The organism is Curvibacter sp. CHRR-16 (genome assembly GCF_018474005.1).
In the GTDB taxonomy this organism is placed as follows: Bacteria; Pseudomonadota; Gammaproteobacteria; order Burkholderiales; family Burkholderiaceae_C; genus Allorhodoferax.
In genome coordinates this window covers 110,013-130,900 of sequence record NZ_JAHCSH010000006.1, presented here as the reverse complement: position 1 = coordinate 130,900, position 20,888 = coordinate 110,013, and the positions used below count along the sequence as shown (strand labels likewise).

Here is a 20,888-nt window from a genome sequence, read left to right as displayed (position 1 = left end):
ACGATGTCAGAAAAACGAGTGCACGCTCAGCGTTTGATGCCCATGCTGTTGAAAAACTGCTCGGTTTGTTTGTGCAGGTTTTCTTGCATTTGTTGGAAGAGGTTGTTACCCATCATGCCTTGCACCATGGGGTTTTGCTTTTGCATGTCCATGAGCATTTGCATGTTCTTCTCCAGATAGCCACCCATCATGCTTTGCATGGCGTGGCCATAAAAGCGAATGATGCTGGCTAACACTGGCGTGGTGAACATGGGCGAGCCATTGGCTTCTTCTTCCAAAATGATTTGCAGCAAGATGCTGCGCGTGATGTCTTCGCCGGTTTTGGCATCGACCACTGCAAATTGGGCATGCTCCATCACCAGTTGCTTGATATCACTGAGCGTGATGTAGGTGGACGTGGCCGTGTCGTACAGGCGGCGGTTGGGGTATTTTTTGATAACGCGCTGGGCGCTAGCCTGGGTACCAGTGGTGTTTTGGGGCATGGTTCAAGCGGGCGCGAAGGCGCCTGAAAGTGGCGAAATGGTGGCCGAGATTGTAGGGATAACAGAGCGGCAAAGAAAAAAGCACCCGTCGTTGCCGAAGGGTGCTTTTGTATTTGGTAGGCGCGATTGGACTCGAACCAACGACCCCCACCATGTCAAGGTGGTGCTCTAACCAGCTGAGCTACGCGCCTGTGTTTGTTCGAGACTGCGAGTATAGCAGCAAATCAGGCAGCTTGGCCAGCCCTCATCGCGTGCGCCGCAATTTCCAGCGACCGTAGCCGCCAGCGCGGCTCGAACACATCGCAGACGAGCATGAATTCGTCCGCTTCGGTGGCCTCGGCCAAGGTCTTTAAATCGCTGCGTACCTTGTCTGGCCCACCGATCACGGCCAGGGCAAGAAAGTCTTCAATGGCTGCGCGCTCTTGCGGATGCAGGGTGGCCATAAAGTCCTTCACCGGTGCCTGCAGCAGCTTGCGGTCGCCCGTGATGATGCCCAAGACGCGCTGGTAAATGCTGCTGGCCAGGTACTCGGCCTCTTCGTCACTGGGCGCAGCCACCAAGGGCACGCCAATCACCACGTAGGGCTTGGCCAGCGTGGCCGAGGCCTGGAATGTGCTGCGGTAGAGCTCTATGGCCTGCATCATCAGGCGCGGTGCGAAGTGCGAGGCAAAGGCATAGGGCAAACCGCGCTGCGCAGCCAGCTGGGCTGAGAACAGGCTGGAACCCAAGAGCCAGATGGGCACCTGCGTGCCCGCGCCGGGGTTGGCAATGAGGCGCTGGCCTTCTTGCGCGGGGGCCAGAAGCTGCTGCAGTTCGGCCACCTCGCGCGGGAAGTCTTCCTCGGTCTCCACGCGGTTGCGGCGCAGGGCGCGCATGGTGTGGGGGTCGGTGCCCGGGGCGCGGCCAAGGCCCAGATCAATACGTCCTAGGTACAACTCGGCCAGTGTGCCAAAGGCTTCGGCCACCACCAGTGGTGCATGGTTGGGCAGCATGATGCCGCCCGAACCCACACGGATGCTTTTCGTGTGGCCCGCGATGTGGCCGATGAGCACGGCCGTGGCCGAGCTGGCAATGCTGCGCATGTTGTGGTGCTCGGCCAGCCAGTAGCGGCTAAAACCCAGCTGCTCCACATGCTGCGCGGTTTGGGTGGCCAGCGCCAGTGCGTCGGCCACCGTGCCGCCCTCGCGCACGGCTACCAGATCGAGCATGGAGAGTTTGGTATCGTGCAATGCTTTCATGTCCGGGATTGTCGGGGTGTTAGTGCATGATTGCGAGTTAATCGATTCCAATCGGTTTGCACCCATGCTCCCTCTGCTAAGAGGCGGAAATTTCAAGCAGCAGATTAATGTTTAGTGGTTGTTGGTGCTTTTAGAAGGTTTTTCTAATCAGTAACTTGACGCGTCTCTCGAAAAAATGCCAACCAATCTCGTATTTCGACAAATGGCATGGAAATAACTATAAAAAATCCGCAAACCATCAGGATCATTGCTAGCGGGATGCCAGAAAGCCCAGCGCTACCAAAGACGGTGGCAACAAAAACATAGCCTACAACTACTGCAGCAACTATGGCAGCAGCGATACAGGCCACTCTAAATGGAATCCCCTGAAATGTTTTTGGTGTGGATATTTTTCTTAGTTTGAACCAAATAAACAGACGCATTACCGGAAACGCATAGGGCAAGTAGCCTGTGGTGTGCAAGGCAATTGAAGTAATGGGTGTAAATGGCCCCGCAAGCGTCATTCCGAACAAGTACAGGACATACCAAGTCAGCATACCCAGCAGGGATCGGACTGCAAATACAAAGGCTGACAAACTAGCTAAGTAAAGAACGAAACGCATAAATTCCTAAGCAAATAAATAAAGTTTCTCACGCAAGACAGTCGAGCATTCATTTGGAGGTGGTCAGTCGCAACAAATGTCGACATGGTTTGACTTGTATGACGTTCCTAACGATTCGATAAACTAAACTCCAAATGGCAAAAAAAGAAAAAAATTCCGAAACCCGTGCCACCGCCATGCTGCGTGCGCACGGTGTGGTGTTTGGTGAGCATGTGTACGACTACGTGGAGCATGGTGGCGCGCAGCACAGTGCGCTGGTGCTGGGCTGGGATCCGTTTCACGTGGTCAAGACGCTCATCATGCAAGACCAAGACGCCAAGCCCTTGGTGGTGTTGATGCATGGCAACCGCAAGGTGTCGACCAAAAATTTGGCGCGCCAGATAGGGGCCAAGTCCGTACAGCCCTGTACCCCCGATGTGGCCAACCGACACAGCGGTTACCAAGTGGGCGGCACCTCGCCTTTTGGCACGCGCAAGGTGATGCCAGTGTATGTGGAGGAGAGCATTTTGGCGCTGCCGCAAATCCTCATCAATGGCGGCAACCGGGGGTTTTTGGTCAGCATCGATCCGCAGGTGTGTGTGCAGTTGTTGGGTGCAAAAGCGGTACAGTGCGCCCTTTTGGACGAATAAGAAAGAGCAATGCTTATGCAATGGGGCTGGTTAATGGGTGCCGCACTGGGCGGCTATGTGCTGGGTTCTTTGTCGTTTGCGGTCATCGTCAGTCGCGTGATGGGGCTCAATGACCCGCGCACTTATGGCAGCAAGAATCCGGGCGCGACCAATGTGCTGCGCTCAGGGTCTAAAAAAGCCGCAGTCATTACGCTGCTGCTGGATGCCGTGAAAGGCTGGTTGCCCGTGCTGGTGGCCCGCTGGGCGGGGCTGGATGTGGATGCCCAAGCGCTGGCCGGGTTGGCTGCGTTTCTGGGTCACCTGTACCCTGTGTTCTTCCGTTTTGAAGGCGGCAAAGGCGTGGCCACCGCAGCAGGGGTGTTGATGGCTTTCAGCCCCTGGTTGGGTTTGTGCACGCTGCTCACGTGGTTGGTGGTGGCGTATTTGTTCCGCTACTCCTCGCTGGCTTCGTTGTCGGCAGCGGTGTTGGCCGTGGTTTGGTATGGCTTGGGTGATGGCACTTTGTGGGTGCTGGATCGCTACACCATGGCGGCGGTGGTGGTCATGGCTTTGTTCTTGGTGGCCCGCCATGCGGCCAATATCCAGCGCTTGGTGCAAGGCACGGAGTCCAAGCTGGGCAGCAAAAAGAAAAGTTGAATGCCAAGTTCTTGGCGTGCAGTGGCAGGCGGCGCTGTCCCTTACAGGGCTTGCGCGCCTAGCTGCAGAATGTAAAAGTGGTTGAACTGCATGCGCATACTCGATGTCGAGACGGCTGTGCGTATGCGGGGGTAGGTTTCTGAGGTGTTGTGCAGGCGTGGGTAGGTGTCTACCGAGCCATCGGGTTTTGTCAGTATGGCTATTAGCGGCTGGTTGGGCTGCAAACTGCGTTTGACCACAATGCCGGTTTCGTCCGAATCGAGCTTGACGTAGGTGCCCGGTGGGCACAAGCCGATGGTGCGAATCAGGGTTTTAGCCACGGTGTGCGCCCATGTGCCTGGAGTGCCCAAGATGGACTGGGCGGATTCGATTGCACTGCGTCCCGCGCGGCTGCGACGGGGGCTGATGATGGCCGCGTAGCGATCCACAATGTTCAGAACCACCGTCAAACGCTGGCTGCTGGTCAGCACCTGCTGTGGTTGGTTGAACAGCTTGTCGTCGTGGTGCGCGGCCACGATTTCCAACCAGTCTTCATCGGTCACCCCCATATTGGCCAAGAGCATCGTCCCTTTGACCGGGTGCAGGCGTATCACGTCTTGCTGCTCGGCAGTGGGTTTGCCGTCTTGGTCGGCCAGTTGGTCTTGCACAGCGGTCATGGCCACATTCATGGTCAGGGCTGCATGCACTAGGCTGTTGCGTTCTTTGAGGGTGAGCTGCAGTTGGTTGACCACCAAATGGCACAGCACTGCACACACCAAAGCGTGCGAGGTGCTATAGCCTTGGTGTGAGTTGGTGGCTAGCTGAAACAGCAGGTACAGGCCGGTGTCCGCATCGCGCAGCATGAGGCCTTGCATCCAGCGGTCGTACTGCACGATGCGGTGTGCAAACTGTTGGGCACTTTGGGGTTTGTTGAGCACCACGCCCAGCCCTGCTTCCAGATCTGACCACTGGCTGAGCAGATCTTCAAAAGCATTCTCATCGCGTAGCTTCATAGGGCGGGTGCTAGTGGCTTAGTCGCGGAAGTTGTTGAAGTCCAATGGTACGTCGCTGATTTCTTTGCGCAACAGGGCCATGGTGGCTTGCAGGTCATCACGCTTGGCACCGGTGACGCGCACCTTTTCGTCTTGGATCGCGGCTTGCACCTTGATCTTGCTGTCTTTGACCAGGCGTTGGATTTTTTTGGCCAGCTCAGACTCGATGCCGCTGCGCACCTTGACCACTTTTTTGACTTTGTCACCGCCCATTTTTTGCAGGTCACCAATGTCCAAAAAGCGCACATCCACACTTTGCTTGGTCAGCTTGTTGCGCAGCACATCCAGAATTTGCTCCAGTTGGAAATCGGCATCGCCCACGATGGTGATGTCTTTGTCTTTGATTTCGATGCTGGCCGAGGTGCCTTTGAAGTCGAAGCGGGTGCCAATCTCTTTGGCGGTGTTGTCCACTCCGTTTTTGACCTTGACCATATCGGGTTCGCACACAGTATCGAATGAAGGCATAGCGTAAGAAGGTAGCAGGTGAAAAATACAACTGCACCCAGCCTAGCGCAAGCGGGCAGGGCGTGGGTGCGACAATTGCCGGATGTTAGTCGAGAAAAACGTGTCCTTGCAGGGCATGAACACCTTTCGTATTGTGGCCAAAGCCCAGTCTTTGGTGCGCGTTGCTAGCCACCAAGATGTGCAAGAACTGCTACAAAACCCCCATTGGCGTGACTGGCCCAAGCGGGTGCTAGGCGGCGGTAGCAATATTGTGCTGACTGGCGATGTGGAACCCTTGGTACTCAAGTCAGAGGTTATGGGGCTGCGCTTGCTCGAAGAGACCGACAAGGCCTTGATTGTGGAGGCCGGTGGTGGCGAGTCGTGGCATGGTTTGGTGCGCTGGACGCTGCAGCAGGGCTATCCCGGTTTGGAGAACATGGCCCTCATACCCGGCACCGTGGGTGCCGCCCCGGTGCAAAACATTGGTGCTTATGGGGTGGAGTTGCAAGACCGTTTCCATTCGCTCGATGCGGTGGATTTGCAAACGGGTGAACTCTTCACGCTCGATGCGGCGCAATGCGGCTTTGGCTACCGGGACTCGGTGTTCAAGCACACTGGTCGCATGGGCCTGAAAGACCGCGCCATGATTGTGCGGGTACGCCTAAGCCTGCCCAAACCTTGGAAACCCGTGCTGGGCTATGCCGACTTAGAGCGCCACATGGAACAAAGCGGCAACCATGCGCCCGATGCGTGGACGATTTACGACTGGGTCTGCGATGTGCGCCGCAGCAAGCTGCCCGACCCCGAGGTGGTGGGCAATGCGGGCAGCTTCTTCAAAAACCCCACTGTGACCGAAGAGCAGTGCCAAGACATCATTGCCCGTGACCCGAAAGTGGTGCATTACCGCCTAGACAACGGCAGCGTGAAGTTGGCCGCTGGCTGGCTCATTGATGCGTGCGGCTGGAAAGGCAAAACCATGGGCCATGCTGGTGTCTATGAGAAGCAGGCCTTGGTGCTGGTCAACCGCGGTAGTGGGTACGACGGGAATGGGGCCACAGGGGGCGAAGTGATGACCTTGGCCAAGGCCATACAAACCAGCGTTTACGAGCGCTTTGGCATCATGTTGGAGCCTGAGCCGATGGTGTGGTGAGGCATCGTTGCATGGCCGCTTTGAGTTGGCTGATTTGTACTGGCTTGCCCACAAAGTCATTGACACCAGCGGCCAGCGCTTGGTCTTGTGCCTCGTTCATTACATCGGCGGTTAGCACCACAATGGGAATGCCATTCTTGGGGGCTTCCATGGCACGGATGGCACGTGTAGCGGCAAGACCGTCCATTACTGGCATGTGTACATCCATGAGGATGATGTCAAAGTCACTGTCTTGCACGGCTTGCACGGCCAGTTCCCCGTTTTCGCAGAAAGTGGTTTCGCAGCCCAATTTTTCGAGCAAGATGCCCACAAATTTGCGGTTGACGGGGTGATCTTCTGCCACCAGCACCCGCAGGGGCGAACACTTTGGGTCTTTGTTCGGTGCTGTCAGTTGGCCTTGTAGTGGATTGCCTTTGGCTTGGGCAGGTGCCTCTACCATGTGCAAGTCCAAGTCTAAGCGGAAGGTACTGCCTTGGCCCTCCACACTGTGCACGGCGATGTCGCCACCCATCATGCGGGCTAAGCTGCGCGAAATCTCCAAGCCCAAGCCTGTGCCGCCGAACTTGCGCGCCATACCGCCGTCGGCTTGGTAAAAGCGCTGGAATAGTTTTTCCACCGCTTCATGGTTCATGCCTATGCCGGTGTCTTCCACTGTGAAAGTGAAATGGTGCAAGGTCTGGTTTGCAGGCTCACAAGTGACTGTCAGCTTGACACTGCCTTGTTCGGTGAACTTGATTGCATTGCTCAATAGGTTGAACAAAATTTGCTTGAGCCGTGTTGGATCGCACTGTATCCAAGTAGGCAAGTCGTCGGGCCAACTAGCCACAAACTGGATGTTTTTGCCGCTGGCGTGGGGGCGCATGAGGCGTTCTACATCGCGCAGTAAATTGGGCAGTTGCACGGCTTCGGGGCGAATCTGCATCTTGCCCGACTCCAGTGCCGAAATGTCCAAAATATCGTTGAGCACGGTGAGTAAATGCTGTGCCGATGCTTTGGCTGTTTGGATGTAGTCCGCCTGCGTTGCGCTCACTTGGGTGTTTTCGAGCAGGCTGAGCATGCCTAGCATGCCGTTGAATGGGGTGCGCAGCTCGTGGCTCATGTTGGCCAAAAATTGGCTCTTACCCTTGTTGGCAGTTTCAGCGCGCCAGCGTGCTTGACGCAGCTCTTCAGTCAGGGCTTCTAGTGCTTGTCGGTCTTTTTCTTGTGCGCGTTGCCGCAGTGCCAAGCTGATAGTGGCCAATACCAAGATCACCAACTGTGTGATTGTCAGCCAGATGATTTCTTGGTTTTGGTGCATTAGCTCTTTGTTTTTTTGCTCCAAATAGGTGGAGATGCGTTCAGCTGCCAAGTAACTCAAACGCTGCGCATCGGGCCCTAGCGCATCGAACAAAGTGACGATGCGAGCCAAATCTCTGGGGACTGGACGCTCTTGCCGTATGGTGGGTTCTATGCCATCGAGCAACTGCAGCAGCTTGGGCAGAATTTGCTGGAATTCTTGGGTTTCTGCCAAGATGGCTAGCGTGGGGCTGTCGCGCAGCAGCACCAAGCGGCTTATCAAAATGTCATAGCGCAACTGCAGTTGGTAAGTGTCGATCGGCTTTTGTATGCTGGCCAAGATGACTTGGTGGCGCATGCGCAAAAATTCGCGCTCAAACTGGAAGGTAAGAAAAGTTACCGAATCCATCTGCTGTCGATTAACGTTCTCGAGAACGCGGTTCTGCATCAACTGCAGCACCAACAGAACAGCCATCACCAAAGCCAGCAGACCACTGCCCAGCGTGAGAACAATCAAATATTGTTTATGCCGATTGGTGGTGCGCCACATGCTCACAGGTTGGTGTTTATTCCACAGTCAATGATTTGAGCTGCCAAGCAGAACGTTCGTAGTATTTGGCAGCCCGCAATTCCTCTAGCGAATCGTAAGGGTAAATGATGAACAGTGGTCCCTTGGTGCTGATGGGAATTGCCTTGTCATTCATTTGGTGTGCCACGATGACATTGAAACGCGTTGCATCTTCTACGGGGATGGTGGTTTGGTAGTCATTGAGCGCCATGGCTTTGAGTGTGGTGCCATTGGCCTTCACTGCTGCCAGCACATCGCGCAGTAGAGGCCCCTTGAATTTGACAGGTGCCTTATCCCATGGCGTGTTGGTGGAGAAGGTTTGCTGGGGCAGCTTTTCCAGCATGGACAAGTCAAACAAAGCCCCGGTAGGGGCGTTGGTCTCACCAATTTTGCCGCTGATTGTCAGGATCACTTTGCCTTTGGCGGGCTCCAGTGCCCACGCACTGTGGGCCGCCACCATGGTCAGTCCCGTGCCAATGACACCCAACAAAACAGAACGACGCAATAAGGCATGCATAAAAACCTCCTAGGTAGAGCCGCATGGTATGAATACGACTGCCACTATAGAGAGCCTTGTTGTCCCAAACCAGCGTGCTTGCACTCTCTTTTTGTGTCAAGAAGTAGTGCTGTTAATGCTGGGTGTTGAATGTTGTTGATCAAATGTAACAAAGCCAGACGCTATAGTCAGCACCCTAAGTGGGAGTGCAATCTATGCTGATTAAGTCAGCCGACGATAAAAACAAGCGCTTAGCGCTTTTGGAAGATCTGCAAAAGTCAAAGCTACTGGATGAGCGGCAGAAGGAATGGCTGCGTGACGAGTTGCGACGCTGCAAAACCGGAATTGACGGCGAGCGTGCTGCCGCCTTTTACTTGGATGGCCACTACAAAGACAGCCAAAACAATGTGCTGCTGCATGACCTGCGGCTGGTGGTGGACGGCGAAGTGGCCCAGATAGACCATTTGGTTATCAATCGCACAGGGTACATGGTGCTTATTGAAACCAAGAGCTATGGTGGAGATTTGCAGGTAAACGCCCATGGGGAATTCACCGTCAGCTATGGCAAAGACCGCTACGGTATTGCATCCCCCTACGAGCAAAGTCGTCGTCATGCCCGCATATTGGGCAAGCTGCTGGATCGTCTGGAGATAAGCACCCGCACTGACAAGTTGCCGGAGTTTCACAACGTGGTCATGCTTCACCCTAAGGCCATTATTGAGCGACCAGACCCCAAGGCGTTTGATACCAGCTTTCTTATCAAAGCAGACCAGTTCCCGACATGGCATGAAAAGTTGGTGAATGCCACGAGTACAGGCGGTGTGCTTAAAGCACTGCTGAATATGCGTAGCCCTGAAACCATTAAGGAGTGGGGCGAAAAGCTCAAGCGCCAACACCGCCCAGTGGACTTGCTGGCGCTGCCGGACTTTATGCAACCCAAACCAGCAGCCCTTGCGCCTAATGCTGCCCCCGCGGCGGTAGCACCCGCTCAGGCTGATGCGTCATTGGCTAAGAAGCTAATTTGCGCCCACTGCCATGCAAAGATCAGCTTTGATGAGGGTAAGTACTGCTGGAGGTTCGCCAAGCGCTTTGGCGGGTTGCAGTATTGCCGAGAGCATCAGGGGTTGTTTGCATTAACTTAATGGCAAGCCAGAAGAATTAACTATTCAAGATAGATATTGATTTCGTGCAAATCGGAGAAGATTAGTATGACCTTTCAAGAGCTACTCGATGAGCTAGCAGAAGCCACCCGCAGCCACAAAGACAAGGGCACCCAGTTCGAGAAGCTGATTGCCAGCTACCTGTTGGTTGACCCCCAGTACGCCGACCGCCTTGCCGATGTTTGGCTGTGGGAGGAGTGGCCTGATCGCTGGGATACCGATGTCGGCATCGACCTTGTTGCCCGTGAGCGTGGCACAGGCGATTACTGGGCGATCCAGTGCAAGTTCTATGACCCCAGCTACTCGCTGCAAAAGGCTGACATCGACTCGTTCTTCACGGCCTCGGGCAAGAAGTTTGCGACCAAGGATGGTGAGCGCAGTTTTGCCCACCGCATCGTTGTTTCCACCACCGATAAGTGGAGCAAGCATGCCAACGATGCCCTCTCAGATCAGGTCATCCCCGCATCGCGCCTCTGGTTCAAGGACTTGGCGGAGAGCCCCGTCGACTGGAGCCAGTTCAGCCTGTCCAACATCAAGGACATCAAGCTCAGGAAGAAGAAGGAACCACGCAAGCATCAGAAAGAGGCTATCGCTGGTGTCGCCGATGGCTTCAAAGAGGCGGAGCGGGGCAAGCTCATCATGGCCTGCGGCACGGGCAAGACCCTCACCGCGCTGCGGTTGATGGAAAACGAAGTACCCGCCAATGGTCGCGTGCTGTTTCTCGCGCCGTCGATTTCGCTGGTGGCGCAGTCGCTGCGCGAGTGGACGGCAGAAAGCACTGATCCCTTCCATGCCTTTGTCGTCTGCTCTGACTCCAAGGTGGGGCGCGACGAGGAAGACATCAGTACGCATGACATCGCCTATCCCGCAACCACCGATGCCAAGAAGCTTAGCAAGGCCGCATCGGCGCTGGCGAAGGATCGCCGCACCATCGTCTTCTCGACTTACCAGTCTATTCAAGTGGTGGCTGATGCTCAGAAGGCAGGACTGGGCGAGTTCGATCTGATCGTCTGCGACGAGGCACACCGCACCACTGGCCTAACACTGCCGAGCGAAGACCCGTCCGAGTTCGTCAAGGTGCACGACAACGCCATCGTCAAGGCCAAGAAGCGACTTTACATGACCGCCACGCCGCGCATCTTTGCGGACAAGTCCAAGACCAAGGCCAACGAGGCCGATGCCGTTCTCTTCTCCATGGACGATGAGGAGACCTACGGGCGGGAGTTCTACCGCCTGGGCTTCGGCAAGGCCGTGGATCGAGACCTGCTCGCCGAATACAAGGTGCTGATCGTGGCGGTGAAAGAAGCTGAGATGGCCAAGCTCGCCAACAACTTCAACAACGCCTTCAAGCTCGACGACAAGAAGGCTATCGACATCAACTTCGCCACCAAGATCATTGGTAGCTGGAAGGGGCTGTCGAAGCGGGGCCTCGTGCTTGTGGGTGAAGATGGTCAAGAGGACGCCTTGGCAGAGGATGTGGTGCCCATGCGCCGCGCCGTAGCCTTCTCCAAGTCCATCAAGGACTCCAAGCAAATGCAGGAGACCTTCGGGAAACTGGTCGAAACCTACCGCGCCGCACATCAGGGAGAAGATGAGGCGCTTTCGGGGATGGTGGCCTGCCAGCTTGACCACGTGGACGGCACGATGAACGCCCTCAAACGGCAGAGCGCGTTGGACTGGCTCAAAGCCGACGCGGGCGAGGGGCAATGCCGCATTCTGTCCAACGCCCGCTGTCTATCCGAAGGTATCGACGTTCCCGCCCTAGATGCCGTGGTGTTCTTCGACACCCGTGAATCCATCGTTGATATCGTGCAGTCGGTGGGGCGTGTCATGCGCCAGGCAGATGACAAGGAATTCGGCTACATCATTCTGCCCGTCTGCATCCCCTCTGAGCGCGTCAAGGACTACAACAATTACATCGACAGCGACCCTCAATTCAAAGGCATTTGGAAGGTCATCAAGGCCCTCCGCGCGCACGATGAAAGTCTGGTGGATGAGGCCGAGTTCCGCCGCAAGATCAAGGTCATCACCGACCCGGGTAAGAAGGGTGGCGACGACCGCAAGGGTGGCGACCAGGCCGACCTGCCGCTCGAATTCCCTGCCTTGCCCATCGACGCCATCAATGAGGCGGTGTACGCGGCCATCCCCAAGAAGCTGGGCGACCGCGAATACTGGGCCGAGTGGGCTAAGGGCATCGGTCAGGTTGCCGAACGGCTGATCGCTCGCATCAATGCCTTGATCGACAGTTCACCCGTGCTCGCGGCGGACTTTGCGCGTTTCCTCAAAGGCTTGCAGGACACGCTCAACCCTACTGTAAGCCGCGCGGACGCCGTGGAAATGTTGGCGCAGCACATCCTGACGTTGCCCGTCTTTCAGGCCTTGTTTGTCGGTTCGGACTTCCCCAATCGCAATGTGGTCGGTCGGGCACTGCAAGGCATCGTGGACAAGCTGGATGCTGCTGCCGTGGGCTCGGAGACCGAAGGGCTGCAAAAGTTCTACGACAACGTGCGCGAGCGCGTAGCCCTCGCCAAGAGCGACAAGTCCAAGCAGGACATCATCCGCAACCTCTACGACACGTTCTTCAACAACGCGTTCCCGCGCATGGCGGATCGTCTAGGCATCGTCTACACACCGGTACAGGTGGTGGACTTCATCCTGCGCAGCGCCGATGCGGCCCTGCGCAAACACTTTGGCGAATCGCTGGGCAGCGAGGGGGTGCAAATCCTCGACCCCTTCTCGGGCACGGGCACTTTCCCTGTGCGTTTGATCCAGTCAGGCCTGATTGGCAAGGAAGCCTTGCCGCACAAATTTGCACACGAATTGCACGCCAACGAAATCGTGCTGCTGGCCTACTACATCGCTACCATCAACATCGAGACGGCCTACCACGGCGTCATGGGCGACTACCAAGCCTTCGATGGCATGGTGCTCACCGACACCTTCCAGATGACGGAGGAGAACGACCTCGTGGACAAGGTGATCTTGCCCGAGAACAACGCGCGGGTGGAGCGCCAGCTTGCCCAGCCCATTCGCGTGATCGTCGGGAACCCGCCTTACTCGGCGCAGCAAGATAGCGAGAACGACAACAACAAGAACCTCGCATATCCGACGCTAGATGAGCGCATTCGACTGTCCTATGCCGCTCAGTCCAACGCCAAGCTGGTCAAAAACAACTACGACTCCTACATCCGCGCCATCCGTTGGGCATCCAACCGCATCGGCGAGAAGGGCATCGTGGCGTTCGTTACAAACGGTTCGTTCTTGGACGCGAACAACATGGATGGCCTGCGCAAGTGCCTGACGCATGATTACAGCCACCTCTACATCTTCAATCTTCGCGGCAATGCCCGCACCCAGGGCGAAGACCGTCGCAAGGAAGGGGGAGGCATCTTTGGAGAGGGCTCGCGCACTCCCGTCGTCGTCTCCATCATGGTCAAAGACCCAGCCCACACAGGGGCTTGCGTATTGCGCTACCACGACATCGGCGACTACCTCACGCAGCAGGAGAAGCTGGACATCATCGAGCGCTTTGGCAGCATCGACGGCATGGAGTGGCGCACGCTTTCCCCGAACGCCGAAGGAGATTGGGTCAATCAACGAGACCCTGCTTTCGAAGCGTTCATTCCGCTCGGCGACAAGGACGATTGCGGTGGCAAGGTTGTCTTCGATGTGTACTCCCAAGGTTTGCTGAGTGCGCGCGATGCCTGGGCCTACAACCTGAGCAAGAAGACGTTGGAGTCGAACATGCGCCGCATGATCGACGCCTTCAATGAAGACCGAGCAAGGTACGCCAAGCTCTGTGAAGGCAAGGCGAAAGACGATTGGCCTGAGGTTGAGTCCGTCATTGACTCCGACCCGAAGCGGGTTAGCTGGACGCACAACCTAAAAGAGGACGTGCGGCGCGGCAAAGTCTACGAGTTTGAGTCTGCATGCCTGACGCAGAGCATGTACCGCCCCTTCACGAAGCAGTGGCTGTACTTCAATCGCCGTTTCAATGAGCGTGTGTACCAACAGCCCAAACTGTTCCCGACGCCGCGCCACGAGAACGTGGTTATCGCCGTATCCGGCATTGGCGCCGCAAAGGGCTTTTCGGCGCTTATCGCGGACTCGGTGCCGAACTATCATATGCATGACACTGGCCAGTGCTTCCCGATGTACTGGTATGAGGCTGTTGCTGAAAATTCTCAAGATCAGGGCGAAATGTTCGGAGCGAATGGCAGGGCTGATGCCGAGGGCTACGTTCGCCGAGACGCAATAACGGATTGGGCGCTCGAAGTATTCCGCAAACAGTATGCCGACCAGGCCATCACCAAGGAAGACATCTTCTGGTACGTCTACGGCATCTTGCACTCGCCCGAGTACAAGGCGAGATTCGGCACCGACCTCAAAAAGATGGTGCCCCGGATTCCCTTTGTGATGGACTTCCGCGCGTTCAGCACGGCAGGGCAGAGGTTGGGCGAATGGCACCTGAACTACGAAAACGTCGAGCCCTATCCGCTGACCGAGGAAAGCAAGCGCCTCGTGATGGAGGCGGGCGACTTTCAGGTGGACAAGATGACCTTCGGTAAAAAGGACGGAAAGCCAGATAAGTCCGTGATCGTATACAACCCGCATCTGACCCTGCGCGACATTCCACTCGAAGCCTATGACTACGTGGTCAATGGTAAGTCGGCTATAGATTGGATCATGGAGCGCTATGCCGTTTCCGTGGACAAGCCTAGTGGCATCAAGAATGATCCCAATGAGTGGTCTACTGACCCTCGTTACATCGTTGACCTCGTGAAGCGCATTGTCCGCGTCAGTTTGGAATCCGTTCGGATTGTCAAAGGGCTGCCCCCGTTGGGCATCGTGGATAGGGTTTTGTCGTCTCCAACAACACGCGTCAAGTCACTCACAGTTGGTGAGCTTGCAATACTTAAAGAGCAGCTTCAACCATGGATGCGGGAGCAGATGCGCATAGAACCATTCGAAGTGGAGTTTTCATTTGGAAAGTTTGACCACATTGATGAGCTGATTGCGTATTTGGGAGAGGAGGACGCGCTTCCCGTGTCTTTGCCTGAGTTGTCACTTCCTGGTTGGGTGCCTGATGATTTCAGTTTCGCAGCGATTGCAAAATTCCCGAGTGGCGCAATGCGCACGGTAGGTACTTTCGTGCGGAATGAGCTTGGTGTTATGGAGCTTCGGCCTTTCGGGATGTGGAGTCTTCTGGATCCAGATGATGAACCATCGAGTGAGGACACGGTCCTGCAAGGCTTAGTTTCAGTGGTGCAGCTGATGGGGTTGGAGGTGCAGTGATGAACATTTCGGTGATAACTAACCAGCGGCATGCGGCTAAAGTTGGCGCCAGGCTCCTAACTTACGTTAGTTTGAGTTCTAAAGAGTATTTTCGTCCAGCCACCGGGCAGGATTTTGTCGACGGTAAGGTCGCTTTATTCATCCATGGCTTCACGGCAAACGCTGACTATATGGTGCCGATCATGGAGGAGTTTGCTCTGGCAGGCTACACGTCAATCGCATACAACTATCCTTGCTACGACGGTATTGATTCAGCTGCACAAGCGCTACAAGGGTTATTGGCCATTTTTAATACCAATACACAGGGTGCGCTTGAAAAAAATAAAATTGTCGTTATTGGGCACAGCATGGGGGGACTAGTTACACGCGCGCTTGTCGCTATGTGTTCCGGTCACAACTTCGTACGCAAGGCGCTCACCATTGGCTCCCCCCACGATGGGACGCTTGTTAAAAAAGCGCTATTAGGGTTAATGGTTGCTGCAGGAGAGCGGATATCTGGAGTAGTTCATGGTGGCTATGGATACGCAGCAAAATCTGCACTCCAATTAACCAAACAAGACACTACTTCAGGAACTCCTTTTTTGGATGTTCTGAATTCAACACGGCCAAGTGGGCAAGTTGAGTTTCACAGCTTTTCAGGTGGTTTGCCTGAGCTGCGGATAGGAACGAATTGGCTGGTGAATCAAACGGTTAACTGGATGATTCAGCGTTACTTCAAAGGCGCCGAAAATGACGGATTGGTGGGGGAGGCGAGTAGTAATCTCGCTGGCTTGAGTGTTTCGGGGAAAAACGGAACCGAACAGCATCACAAGAATTACACTGAATTTCCAAAGATTAACCACACACACCTTTGCCAAAACCAAACGTTGAATCAATTGGTACTGAGTAAATGTTGAAGGGGTTCTGCTAAAAAAAAGCCCGCCCAGCTTTCGCTGCGGCGGGCTTTCTCTTGGGTGTCGCCCAAGCCGGTTCGTGTTTACTTGCCCAGCTTCAAGAAGTCTTCACCCACAGAGCCCAGGGACAGCAGGCCGCTGTTGGCGTAGATGCCCAGCTTGGCGCGGGTGTCGCTGATGTCCAGGTTGCGCATGGTCAGTTGGCCGATGCGGTCCACGGGGTCGAATGGCGCGTCTTCCACCTTTTCCATAGACAAACGCTCGGGCGCGTAGGTCAGGTTGGGGGAATCGGTGTTGAGCAGGCTGTAGTCGTTGCCGCGGCGCAGCTCCAGTGAGACGGTGCCGGTGATGGCGCGGGCCACCCAGCGCTGGGCGGTTTCGCGCAGCATGATGGCCTGGCTGTCGAACCAGCGGCCTTGGTACAGCAGGCGGCCCAGTTTGCGTCCGTTGTCGCGGTACTGCTCGATGGTGTCTTCGTTGTGGATGCCGGTCACCAAACGCTCGTAAGCGATGTACAGCAGCGCCAATCCGGGCGCTTCGTAGATGCCGCGGCTCTTGGCTTCGATGATGCGGTTCTCGATCTGGTCGCTCATGCCCAGGCCGTGGCGGCCACCCACGCGGTTGGCTTCCATGAACAGGTCCACCAGGTTGGCGTATTCCACGCCGTTGATGGCCACAGGGCGGCCTTCGTCGAAGGTGACGCTCACTTCTTCAGCCTTGACCACGCAGTCGTCGCGCCAGAACGGCACGCCCATGATGGGGTTGACGATGCGGATGCCGCTGTTCAGGTGCTCCAAGTCCTTGGCTTCGTGGGTGGCACCCAGCATGTTGCTGTCGGTGCTGTAGGCCTTTTCGGCGCTCATCTTGTAGCCAAAGCCGTGGGTATTGAGGAAGGCGCTCATTTCAGCGCGGCCACCCAGCTCGTCGATGAAGGCTTGGTCCAGCCAAGGCTTGTAAATCTTCAGCGCGGGGTTGGTCAGCAGGCCATAGCGGTAGAAGCGCTCGATGTCGTTGCCCTTGAAGGTGGAGCCGTCGCCCCAGATGTTGACGTCGTCTTCCTTCATGGCGGCCACCAGCATGGTGCCGGTCACGGCGCGGCCCAGCGGGGTGGTGTTGAAGTAGGTGGAGCCAGCGGTGGTGATGTGGAACGCACCGGCTTGCAGCGCGGCCAAGCCTTCAGCAGCGAGCTGGGGGCGGCAGTCCACCAAGCGGGCTTTCTCGGCACCGTATTCCATGGCCTTGCGGGGGATGGCGTCGTAGTCGCTCTCGTCGGGCTGGCCCAGGTTGGCCGTGTAGGCGTAGGGCAGGGCGCCCTTTTTCTTCATCCACAAGAGGGCGGCGCTGGTGTCTAGGCCGCCGGAGAAAGCGATGCCGACTTTCTGGCCGGTGGGGATGTTTTGCAGGATGGTGTTGGACATGTTTTTGGCCTCTAGAGCTTGTGTGGCAAGCTGGAGTAGCTATAAAAGTTGTAGCAAAAGCTGGCTGCTTAGCTGGCGGATTAACCGAAGTGGCAGATGTAGTGGTAGGCGTCGAAACCTTCGGTCACACGGATTTGGAACTTGGCATTGCCGGGCACGCTGAACTTGTCGCCCACGCCGCTGGTCACCCAGACGTCGCTGCCGTCGAGTTGGTAGTCGCAGCTGCCAGCCACGCATTCCATGATTTCGGGCGCGCCGGTGTTGAAGGTCAGGGTGGCGGGCAAGATGACGCCGACCGACTTTTTGGTGCCGTCTGCAAACGTGATGCCGTGGCTCACGCATTTGCCGTCGAAATACACATTGGCCTTGGTGGTGACGGAAACGCCGTCGATAGCGGTAGTAGTCATGGGCTGAAAAACAGTGTGCGAATAAAACCGGGCATTTTAGTCGGCTGGGCCATTAGCCATGGGCGCAGCGCTGCAGCACGTCGGGGTCGTAGCCTACGCTCACTGCGCCGCTGCCCCAAACGATGACCGGGCGCTTGATGGTGCTGCTGTGCGCGCACATCACGGCCACGGCGCTGGCGTTGTCCACCACGGTGGCTTGCATTTCGGGCGGCAGCTTGCGCCATGTGGGGCCCTTGCGGTTGAGTAGCACTGTCCAACCGTGTTCGCTCACCCACTGGGTGAGCAAGTCGGCAGGAACGCCTTGCTTTTTGTAGTCGTGGAAGGTGTAGTCCAGCCCTTGCTCTGTGAGCCAAGTGCGGGCTTTTTTCACCGAGTCGCAGTTGGGGATGCCATAGACGGTAATCATGGGTTTGATTGTGCCAGTGACACCCCTGCATAAGATGTGGCAGTATTTTTTTTGCCAATGAATTAAATATTGCAAATATAATTAAAGAGACAATAGGGAGCCATACAAAAACACTTTTGTTTTTCTTACACACTATGCCTTTGCGTTTCTTATCTCTCTTTTTAGTAGCCAGCATGGCGTTTACCTCTTGGGCCGCCCATGCTGCGGATACCCACCCCACGGGCAGCAATAGCCACTCCAACAGCAACAGCTCCTCGGGTTCTGGAAGCAGTTTCAGCTTCAGTTTCAGTGGTTCCAACGGATCGTTCTCCAGTTCTGGGAATCGTGGTGGAAATGGTTTGGGCAATACGTTTGCAGGTGGAGTGGGTGGTGGCTTTGGTGGTTTTCAGGGCTTCCAAGGCAATTTTGGTGGGGCATTCGTCCCCCAAGCCGCATCCGCTGGGGCGGTTGTCAGTGCTGTTCCAGAAGTGGACACACTGGCCATGATGGCGGCGGGTTTGGTGGTCGTGGGCGTTGCAGTGCGCCGCCGCAAGCAGCAAGCCTGAGTGGGGTTCGCATGAAAAAACAGCCCGCACTGCGGGCTGTTTTTTTGGGCTCGGGTGACAATCGCACCCTATGACAATGCATCCCACACCGACCGAACAATCCACTTTGCAAGACTGGCTGGCGTATTGCGAGCGCCAGCATCCCAAGGGCATTCACGGCATTGAATTGGGGCTGGACCGCATACGCACGGTGGCTCAGCGCTTGCAGCTCAAGTTGCCGTGCCCGGTTTTCACGGTGGCGGGCACCAATGGCAAGGGCTCGACTTGCGCGATGCTTGAGAGCATCTTGCTGCAGGCGGGTTACCGCACGGCGGTGTATTCCTCGCCGCATTTGGTGCACTTTGAAGAGCGTCTGCGCCTCTCCGGTGATCCGGTTGCTGCTACCAAATTAGTAGCGGCTATGGCGCATGTAGAAAGCGCCAGAGCCCAAGTGGGGGCAGAAATTGAGCTGACGTATTTTGAGTTCACCACCTTGGCTTGTTTGTTGGTGAGCGCGTGGGAAAAGCCCGATGCCGTCATTTTGGAGGTGGGGCTGGGTGGTCGGTTGGATGCGGTCAACATCATCGACACCGACTGCGCCATCATCACCAGCATCGATCTAGACCATATGGAATTGTTGGGCGACACGCGCGAAGCCATTGGCTATGAGAAAGCCGGCATCATGCGCACGGGGCGTCCGGTCATCGTCAGCGATCCGCTACCGCCACACACCGTCATCGACCATGCGCTGGAAATCGGTGCCGACCTGTGGCAGGTCGGGCGCGATTTCAATGCCAGTGGCGACAAGCAGCAGTGGGCTTGGGCGGGGCGTGGGCGTCGCTACGCCGGGTTGGGCTATCCAGCGTTGCGTGGGGCCAACCAATTGGTCAACGCATCGGGCGTGTTGGCTGCGCTGACCGCCATGCGCGAGGTGTTGCCGGTGCCAGCACAAGCCATTCGCAACGGGTTTGCATTCGCCCAGTTGCCGGGGCGTTTCCAAATCGTGCCGGGCCAGCCCACGTTGGTGCTCGATGTGGCGCACAACCCGCACTCGGTGGCGGCGCTGGCGGCCAATTTGGACGCCATGGGTTTTTTTCCCACCACCCATGCGGTGTGCGGTGCCATGGCCGACAAAGACCTGCAGCCCATGTTGCAGCGCTTGCTGCCGCTGGTGGACAAGTGGTATTTCAGTGATCTGCCTACGCCGCGTGCTGCGTCGGGGGCAGAACTGCAGGCGCGTTGGCAAGCCATGAATGCGCGCCACGATACGCAAGCCAGCGCCCACAGTAGCCCAAGTGCTGCCCTGCAGGCCGCGCTGGCTGCATCCACCCCGGCTGATAGAATCGTTGTCTTTGGATCGTTCTATACCGTGGGCGGCATACTGGAAAACGGTCTGCCCAGGCTAGAAGCCCCCCACGTTCAATCCTGAGTCCCCATCCATGGCTTTTTTCAAGTTTCGCAAGGGGGGTGATCAAACCCTCCAGACCAGCAACGCTGTGGAAAGCGTCGATGTGTTGCGCAAGCGCGCCAAGCATCGCCTCATGGGCTCGGCCATTTTGGTGTTGGCAGGGGTGATTGGCTTTCCGTTGCTGTTTGACAGCCAGCCGCGCCCGATAGCGGTGGACATTCCAATCCAAATTCCAGACAAAGACGGCAAAGCAACTGCGGTCACGGCACCTGCACCATCGTCGGCTGCTGTGCTGCCCAGTGTTGCACCGGCAGCGGCACCATCCGCACCGGCGAGCGACGCCGCTAAAACCAGTTCGCCTACTTCCGCTCCTTTGGCACCGTCCAGCGCTGGCGTTAGCTCTCCATCCCAGTCTGCGCCTGCCAAGGCCGATGCATCCAAGGAGGTGGCAGGCAAAGAAGAAATCATCAGTCCGGCCAAGTCGGACAAAGCCGAGAAAAAACCCGACAGCAAGGCCGATGCAAAGCACGATGCAGCGCATGACAGCAAGCCTGCAGCAAAGGCCGACAAAGCCGACAAAAAAGCCGCTGCTGATGCGGGGCGCTATGTGGTGCAAGTGGGCGCTTATACCGACGCGGCCAAGTTGCGCGAAGTGCGCGCCAAGCTGGAGAAAGCGGGCTACAAAACCTATGCCCAAGTGGTGGGGGGTAGCGATGGCAAGCGCACCCGAGTGCGCATAGGCCCATTCCCCAACAAGGCTGCAGCCCAAAAGGTGGCTGACAAGATCAAAAAACTCAACCTGCCTGCAGCCATTTTGGAGCTGTGA

At 56.5% G+C, this 20,888-nt stretch carries 19 protein-coding genes and 1 tRNA gene; 9 read left to right on the top strand and 11 right to left on the bottom strand.

All coding sequences use genetic code 11. The annotated features are described in order from the left end of the window. Window positions 1–26: 26 nt before the first annotated feature. The 4 genes from phaR to KIK84_RS13985 form a co-directional block, all read right to left on the bottom strand. Complete coding sequence (gene phaR, locus KIK84_RS14000) at window positions 27–482, bottom strand: polyhydroxyalkanoate synthesis repressor PhaR (protein WP_214123717.1); 456 nt, start codon at window positions 480–482, stop codon at window positions 27–29. A gap of 114 nt (window positions 483–596) precedes the next feature. Next, window positions 597–673, bottom strand: a tRNA-Val gene (locus KIK84_RS13995). A 33-nt stretch (window positions 674–706) separates the two neighbouring features. After that, window positions 707–1,720 (bottom strand): LLM class flavin-dependent oxidoreductase, encoded by a 1,014-nt coding sequence (locus KIK84_RS13990; protein ID WP_214123716.1) that lies wholly within the window; start codon window positions 1,718–1,720, stop codon window positions 707–709. A gap of 143 nt (window positions 1,721–1,863) precedes the next feature. Continuing rightward, window positions 1,864–2,322 carry a hypothetical protein gene (locus KIK84_RS13985; RefSeq protein ID WP_214123715.1) on the bottom strand — a complete coding sequence of 153 codons (459 nt, stop codon included), beginning with the start codon at window positions 2,320–2,322 and terminating at the stop codon, window positions 1,864–1,866. A 134-nt stretch (window positions 2,323–2,456) separates the two neighbouring features. Here KIK84_RS13985 and KIK84_RS13980 point away from each other — a divergent pair, with 134 nt between their 5' ends. Together KIK84_RS13980 and plsY are read left to right on the top strand one after the other, a co-directional pair. Continuing rightward, window positions 2,457–2,951 (top strand): aminoacyl-tRNA deacylase, encoded by a 495-nt coding sequence (locus tag KIK84_RS13980; protein ID WP_214123714.1) that lies wholly within the window; start codon window positions 2,457–2,459, stop codon window positions 2,949–2,951. A 15-nt stretch (window positions 2,952–2,966) separates the two neighbouring features. Next, the gene (gene plsY / locus KIK84_RS13975) at window positions 2,967–3,587 is read left to right on the top strand and encodes a glycerol-3-phosphate 1-O-acyltransferase PlsY (protein ID WP_214123885.1); all 621 of its coding nucleotides are present in this window, start codon (window positions 2,967–2,969) and stop codon (window positions 3,585–3,587) included. 41 nt (window positions 3,588–3,628) lie between these two features. Here plsY and KIK84_RS13970 read toward each other — a convergent pair whose 3' ends face one another. Then, window positions 3,629–4,579, bottom strand: a complete 951-nt coding sequence (locus KIK84_RS13970) for an HD-GYP domain-containing protein (protein WP_214123713.1) — start codon at window positions 4,577–4,579, stop codon at window positions 3,629–3,631. An 18-nt stretch (window positions 4,580–4,597) separates the two neighbouring features. Then, on the bottom strand, window positions 4,598–5,083 hold the full coding sequence (locus KIK84_RS13965; protein WP_214123712.1) for a YajQ family cyclic di-GMP-binding protein: 486 nt from the start codon (window positions 5,081–5,083) through the stop codon (window positions 4,598–4,600). 82 nt (window positions 5,084–5,165) lie between these two features. Here KIK84_RS13965 and murB point away from each other — a divergent pair, with 82 nt between their 5' ends. Then, entirely contained in the window at window positions 5,166–6,212 is a 1,047-nt protein-coding gene (murB, locus tag KIK84_RS13960; RefSeq protein WP_214123711.1) for a UDP-N-acetylmuramate dehydrogenase, read from the top strand. On the opposite strand, the gene KIK84_RS13955 is transcribed toward murB, so the two are convergent. Both KIK84_RS13955 and KIK84_RS13950 read right to left on the bottom strand, forming a co-directional pair. Next, a complete protein-coding gene (locus KIK84_RS13955) occupies window positions 6,181–8,037 on the bottom strand; it encodes an ATP-binding protein (protein WP_250208005.1) in 1,857 nt (618 codons plus the stop codon). The two genes, murB and KIK84_RS13955, sit on opposite strands and share 32 nt — an antisense overlap. Before the next feature lie 16 nt (window positions 8,038–8,053). Further along, entirely contained in the window at window positions 8,054–8,572 is a 519-nt protein-coding gene (locus KIK84_RS13950) for a putative pterin-binding protein (protein ID WP_214123709.1), read from the bottom strand. A 194-nt stretch (window positions 8,573–8,766) separates the two neighbouring features. Here KIK84_RS13950 and KIK84_RS13945 point away from each other — a divergent pair, with 194 nt between their 5' ends. From KIK84_RS13945 to KIK84_RS13935, 3 genes are all read left to right on the top strand, one after another. Further along, window positions 8,767–9,693, top strand: coding sequence for a nuclease-related domain-containing protein (locus tag KIK84_RS13945; RefSeq protein WP_214123708.1), 927 nt, complete (start codon window positions 8,767–8,769; stop codon window positions 9,691–9,693). Between the two features lie 66 nt (window positions 9,694–9,759). Continuing rightward, entirely contained in the window at window positions 9,760–15,006 is a 5,247-nt protein-coding gene (locus tag KIK84_RS13940) for a DEAD/DEAH box helicase (RefSeq protein WP_250207988.1), read from the top strand. After that, on the top strand, window positions 15,006–15,902 hold the full coding sequence (locus KIK84_RS13935; RefSeq protein ID WP_214123707.1) for an esterase/lipase family protein: 897 nt from the start codon (window positions 15,006–15,008) through the stop codon (window positions 15,900–15,902). Before KIK84_RS13940 ends, KIK84_RS13935 begins: the two co-directional genes overlap by 1 nt. 80 nt (window positions 15,903–15,982) lie before the next feature. Here the strand turns inward: KIK84_RS13935 and argG are convergent, their stop codons facing one another. From argG to KIK84_RS13920, 3 genes are all read right to left on the bottom strand, one after another. Beyond that, window positions 15,983–17,317: an argininosuccinate synthase gene (argG, locus tag KIK84_RS13930; RefSeq protein ID WP_214123706.1), complete on the bottom strand. Its 1,335-nt coding sequence runs from the start codon at window positions 17,315–17,317 to the stop codon at window positions 15,983–15,985. An 80-nt stretch (window positions 17,318–17,397) separates the two neighbouring features. After that, window positions 17,398–17,724, bottom strand: coding sequence for a pyrimidine/purine nucleoside phosphorylase (ppnP, locus tag KIK84_RS13925; RefSeq protein ID WP_214123705.1), 327 nt, complete (start codon window positions 17,722–17,724; stop codon window positions 17,398–17,400). 52 nt (window positions 17,725–17,776) lie between these two features. Next, window positions 17,777–18,130, bottom strand: coding sequence for an arsenate reductase (locus KIK84_RS13920; protein ID WP_214123704.1), 354 nt, complete (start codon window positions 18,128–18,130; stop codon window positions 17,777–17,779). A gap of 173 nt (window positions 18,131–18,303) precedes the next feature. On the opposite strand from KIK84_RS13920, the gene KIK84_RS13915 reads away from it, so the two are divergent. The 3 genes from KIK84_RS13915 (at window position 18,304) to KIK84_RS13905 (ending at window position 20,888) form a co-directional block, all read left to right on the top strand. Next, entirely contained in the window at window positions 18,304–18,675 is a 372-nt protein-coding gene (locus KIK84_RS13915) for a hypothetical protein (RefSeq protein WP_214123703.1), read from the top strand. 70 nt (window positions 18,676–18,745) lie between these two features. Continuing rightward, entirely contained in the window at window positions 18,746–20,083 is a 1,338-nt protein-coding gene (folC, locus tag KIK84_RS13910; protein ID WP_502757562.1) for a bifunctional tetrahydrofolate synthase/dihydrofolate synthase, read from the top strand. 10 nt (window positions 20,084–20,093) lie between these two features. Further along, window positions 20,094–20,888, top strand: coding sequence for an SPOR domain-containing protein (locus KIK84_RS13905; RefSeq protein WP_214123702.1), 795 nt, complete (start codon window positions 20,094–20,096; stop codon window positions 20,886–20,888).

Coding starts and splice junctions, on each gene's coding strand:
- KIK84_RS13965 (WP_214123712.1), bottom strand. CDS start 5,083: ATGCCTTCATTCGATACTGTGTGCGAACCCGATATGGTCAAGGTCAAA.
- KIK84_RS13905 (WP_214123702.1), top strand. CDS start 20,094: ATGGCTTTTTTCAAGTTTCGCAAGGGGGGTGATCAAACCCTCCAGACC.
- murB (WP_214123711.1), top strand. CDS start 5,166: ATGTTAGTCGAGAAAAACGTGTCCTTGCAGGGCATGAACACCTTTCGT.
- KIK84_RS13990 (WP_214123716.1), bottom strand. CDS start 1,720: ATGAAAGCATTGCACGATACCAAACTCTCCATGCTCGATCTGGTAGCC.
- KIK84_RS13970 (WP_214123713.1), bottom strand. CDS start 4,579: ATGAAGCTACGCGATGAGAATGCTTTTGAAGATCTGCTCAGCCAGTGG.
- KIK84_RS13980 (WP_214123714.1), top strand. CDS start 2,457: ATGGCAAAAAAAGAAAAAAATTCCGAAACCCGTGCCACCGCCATGCTG.
- KIK84_RS13915 (WP_214123703.1), top strand. CDS start 18,304: ATGGCGTTTACCTCTTGGGCCGCCCATGCTGCGGATACCCACCCCACG.
- KIK84_RS13920 (WP_214123704.1), bottom strand. CDS start 18,130: ATGATTACCGTCTATGGCATCCCCAACTGCGACTCGGTGAAAAAAGCC.
- folC (WP_502757562.1), top strand. CDS start 18,746: ATGACAATGCATCCCACACCGACCGAACAATCCACTTTGCAAGACTGG.
- plsY (WP_214123885.1), top strand. CDS start 2,967: ATGCAATGGGGCTGGTTAATGGGTGCCGCACTGGGCGGCTATGTGCTG.
- KIK84_RS13935 (WP_214123707.1), top strand. CDS start 15,006: ATGAACATTTCGGTGATAACTAACCAGCGGCATGCGGCTAAAGTTGGC.
- ppnP (WP_214123705.1), bottom strand. CDS start 17,724: ATGACTACTACCGCTATCGACGGCGTTTCCGTCACCACCAAGGCCAAT.
- phaR (WP_214123717.1), bottom strand. CDS start 482: ATGCCCCAAAACACCACTGGTACCCAGGCTAGCGCCCAGCGCGTTATC.
- KIK84_RS13955 (WP_250208005.1), bottom strand. CDS start 8,037: ATGTGGCGCACCACCAATCGGCATAAACAATATTTGATTGTTCTCACG.
- KIK84_RS13940 (WP_250207988.1), top strand. CDS start 9,760: ATGACCTTTCAAGAGCTACTCGATGAGCTAGCAGAAGCCACCCGCAGC.
- KIK84_RS13985 (WP_214123715.1), bottom strand. CDS start 2,322: ATGCGTTTCGTTCTTTACTTAGCTAGTTTGTCAGCCTTTGTATTTGCA.
- KIK84_RS13950 (WP_214123709.1), bottom strand. CDS start 8,572: ATGCATGCCTTATTGCGTCGTTCTGTTTTGTTGGGTGTCATTGGCACG.
- argG (WP_214123706.1), bottom strand. CDS start 17,317: ATGTCCAACACCATCCTGCAAAACATCCCCACCGGCCAGAAAGTCGGC.
- KIK84_RS13945 (WP_214123708.1), top strand. CDS start 8,767: ATGCTGATTAAGTCAGCCGACGATAAAAACAAGCGCTTAGCGCTTTTG.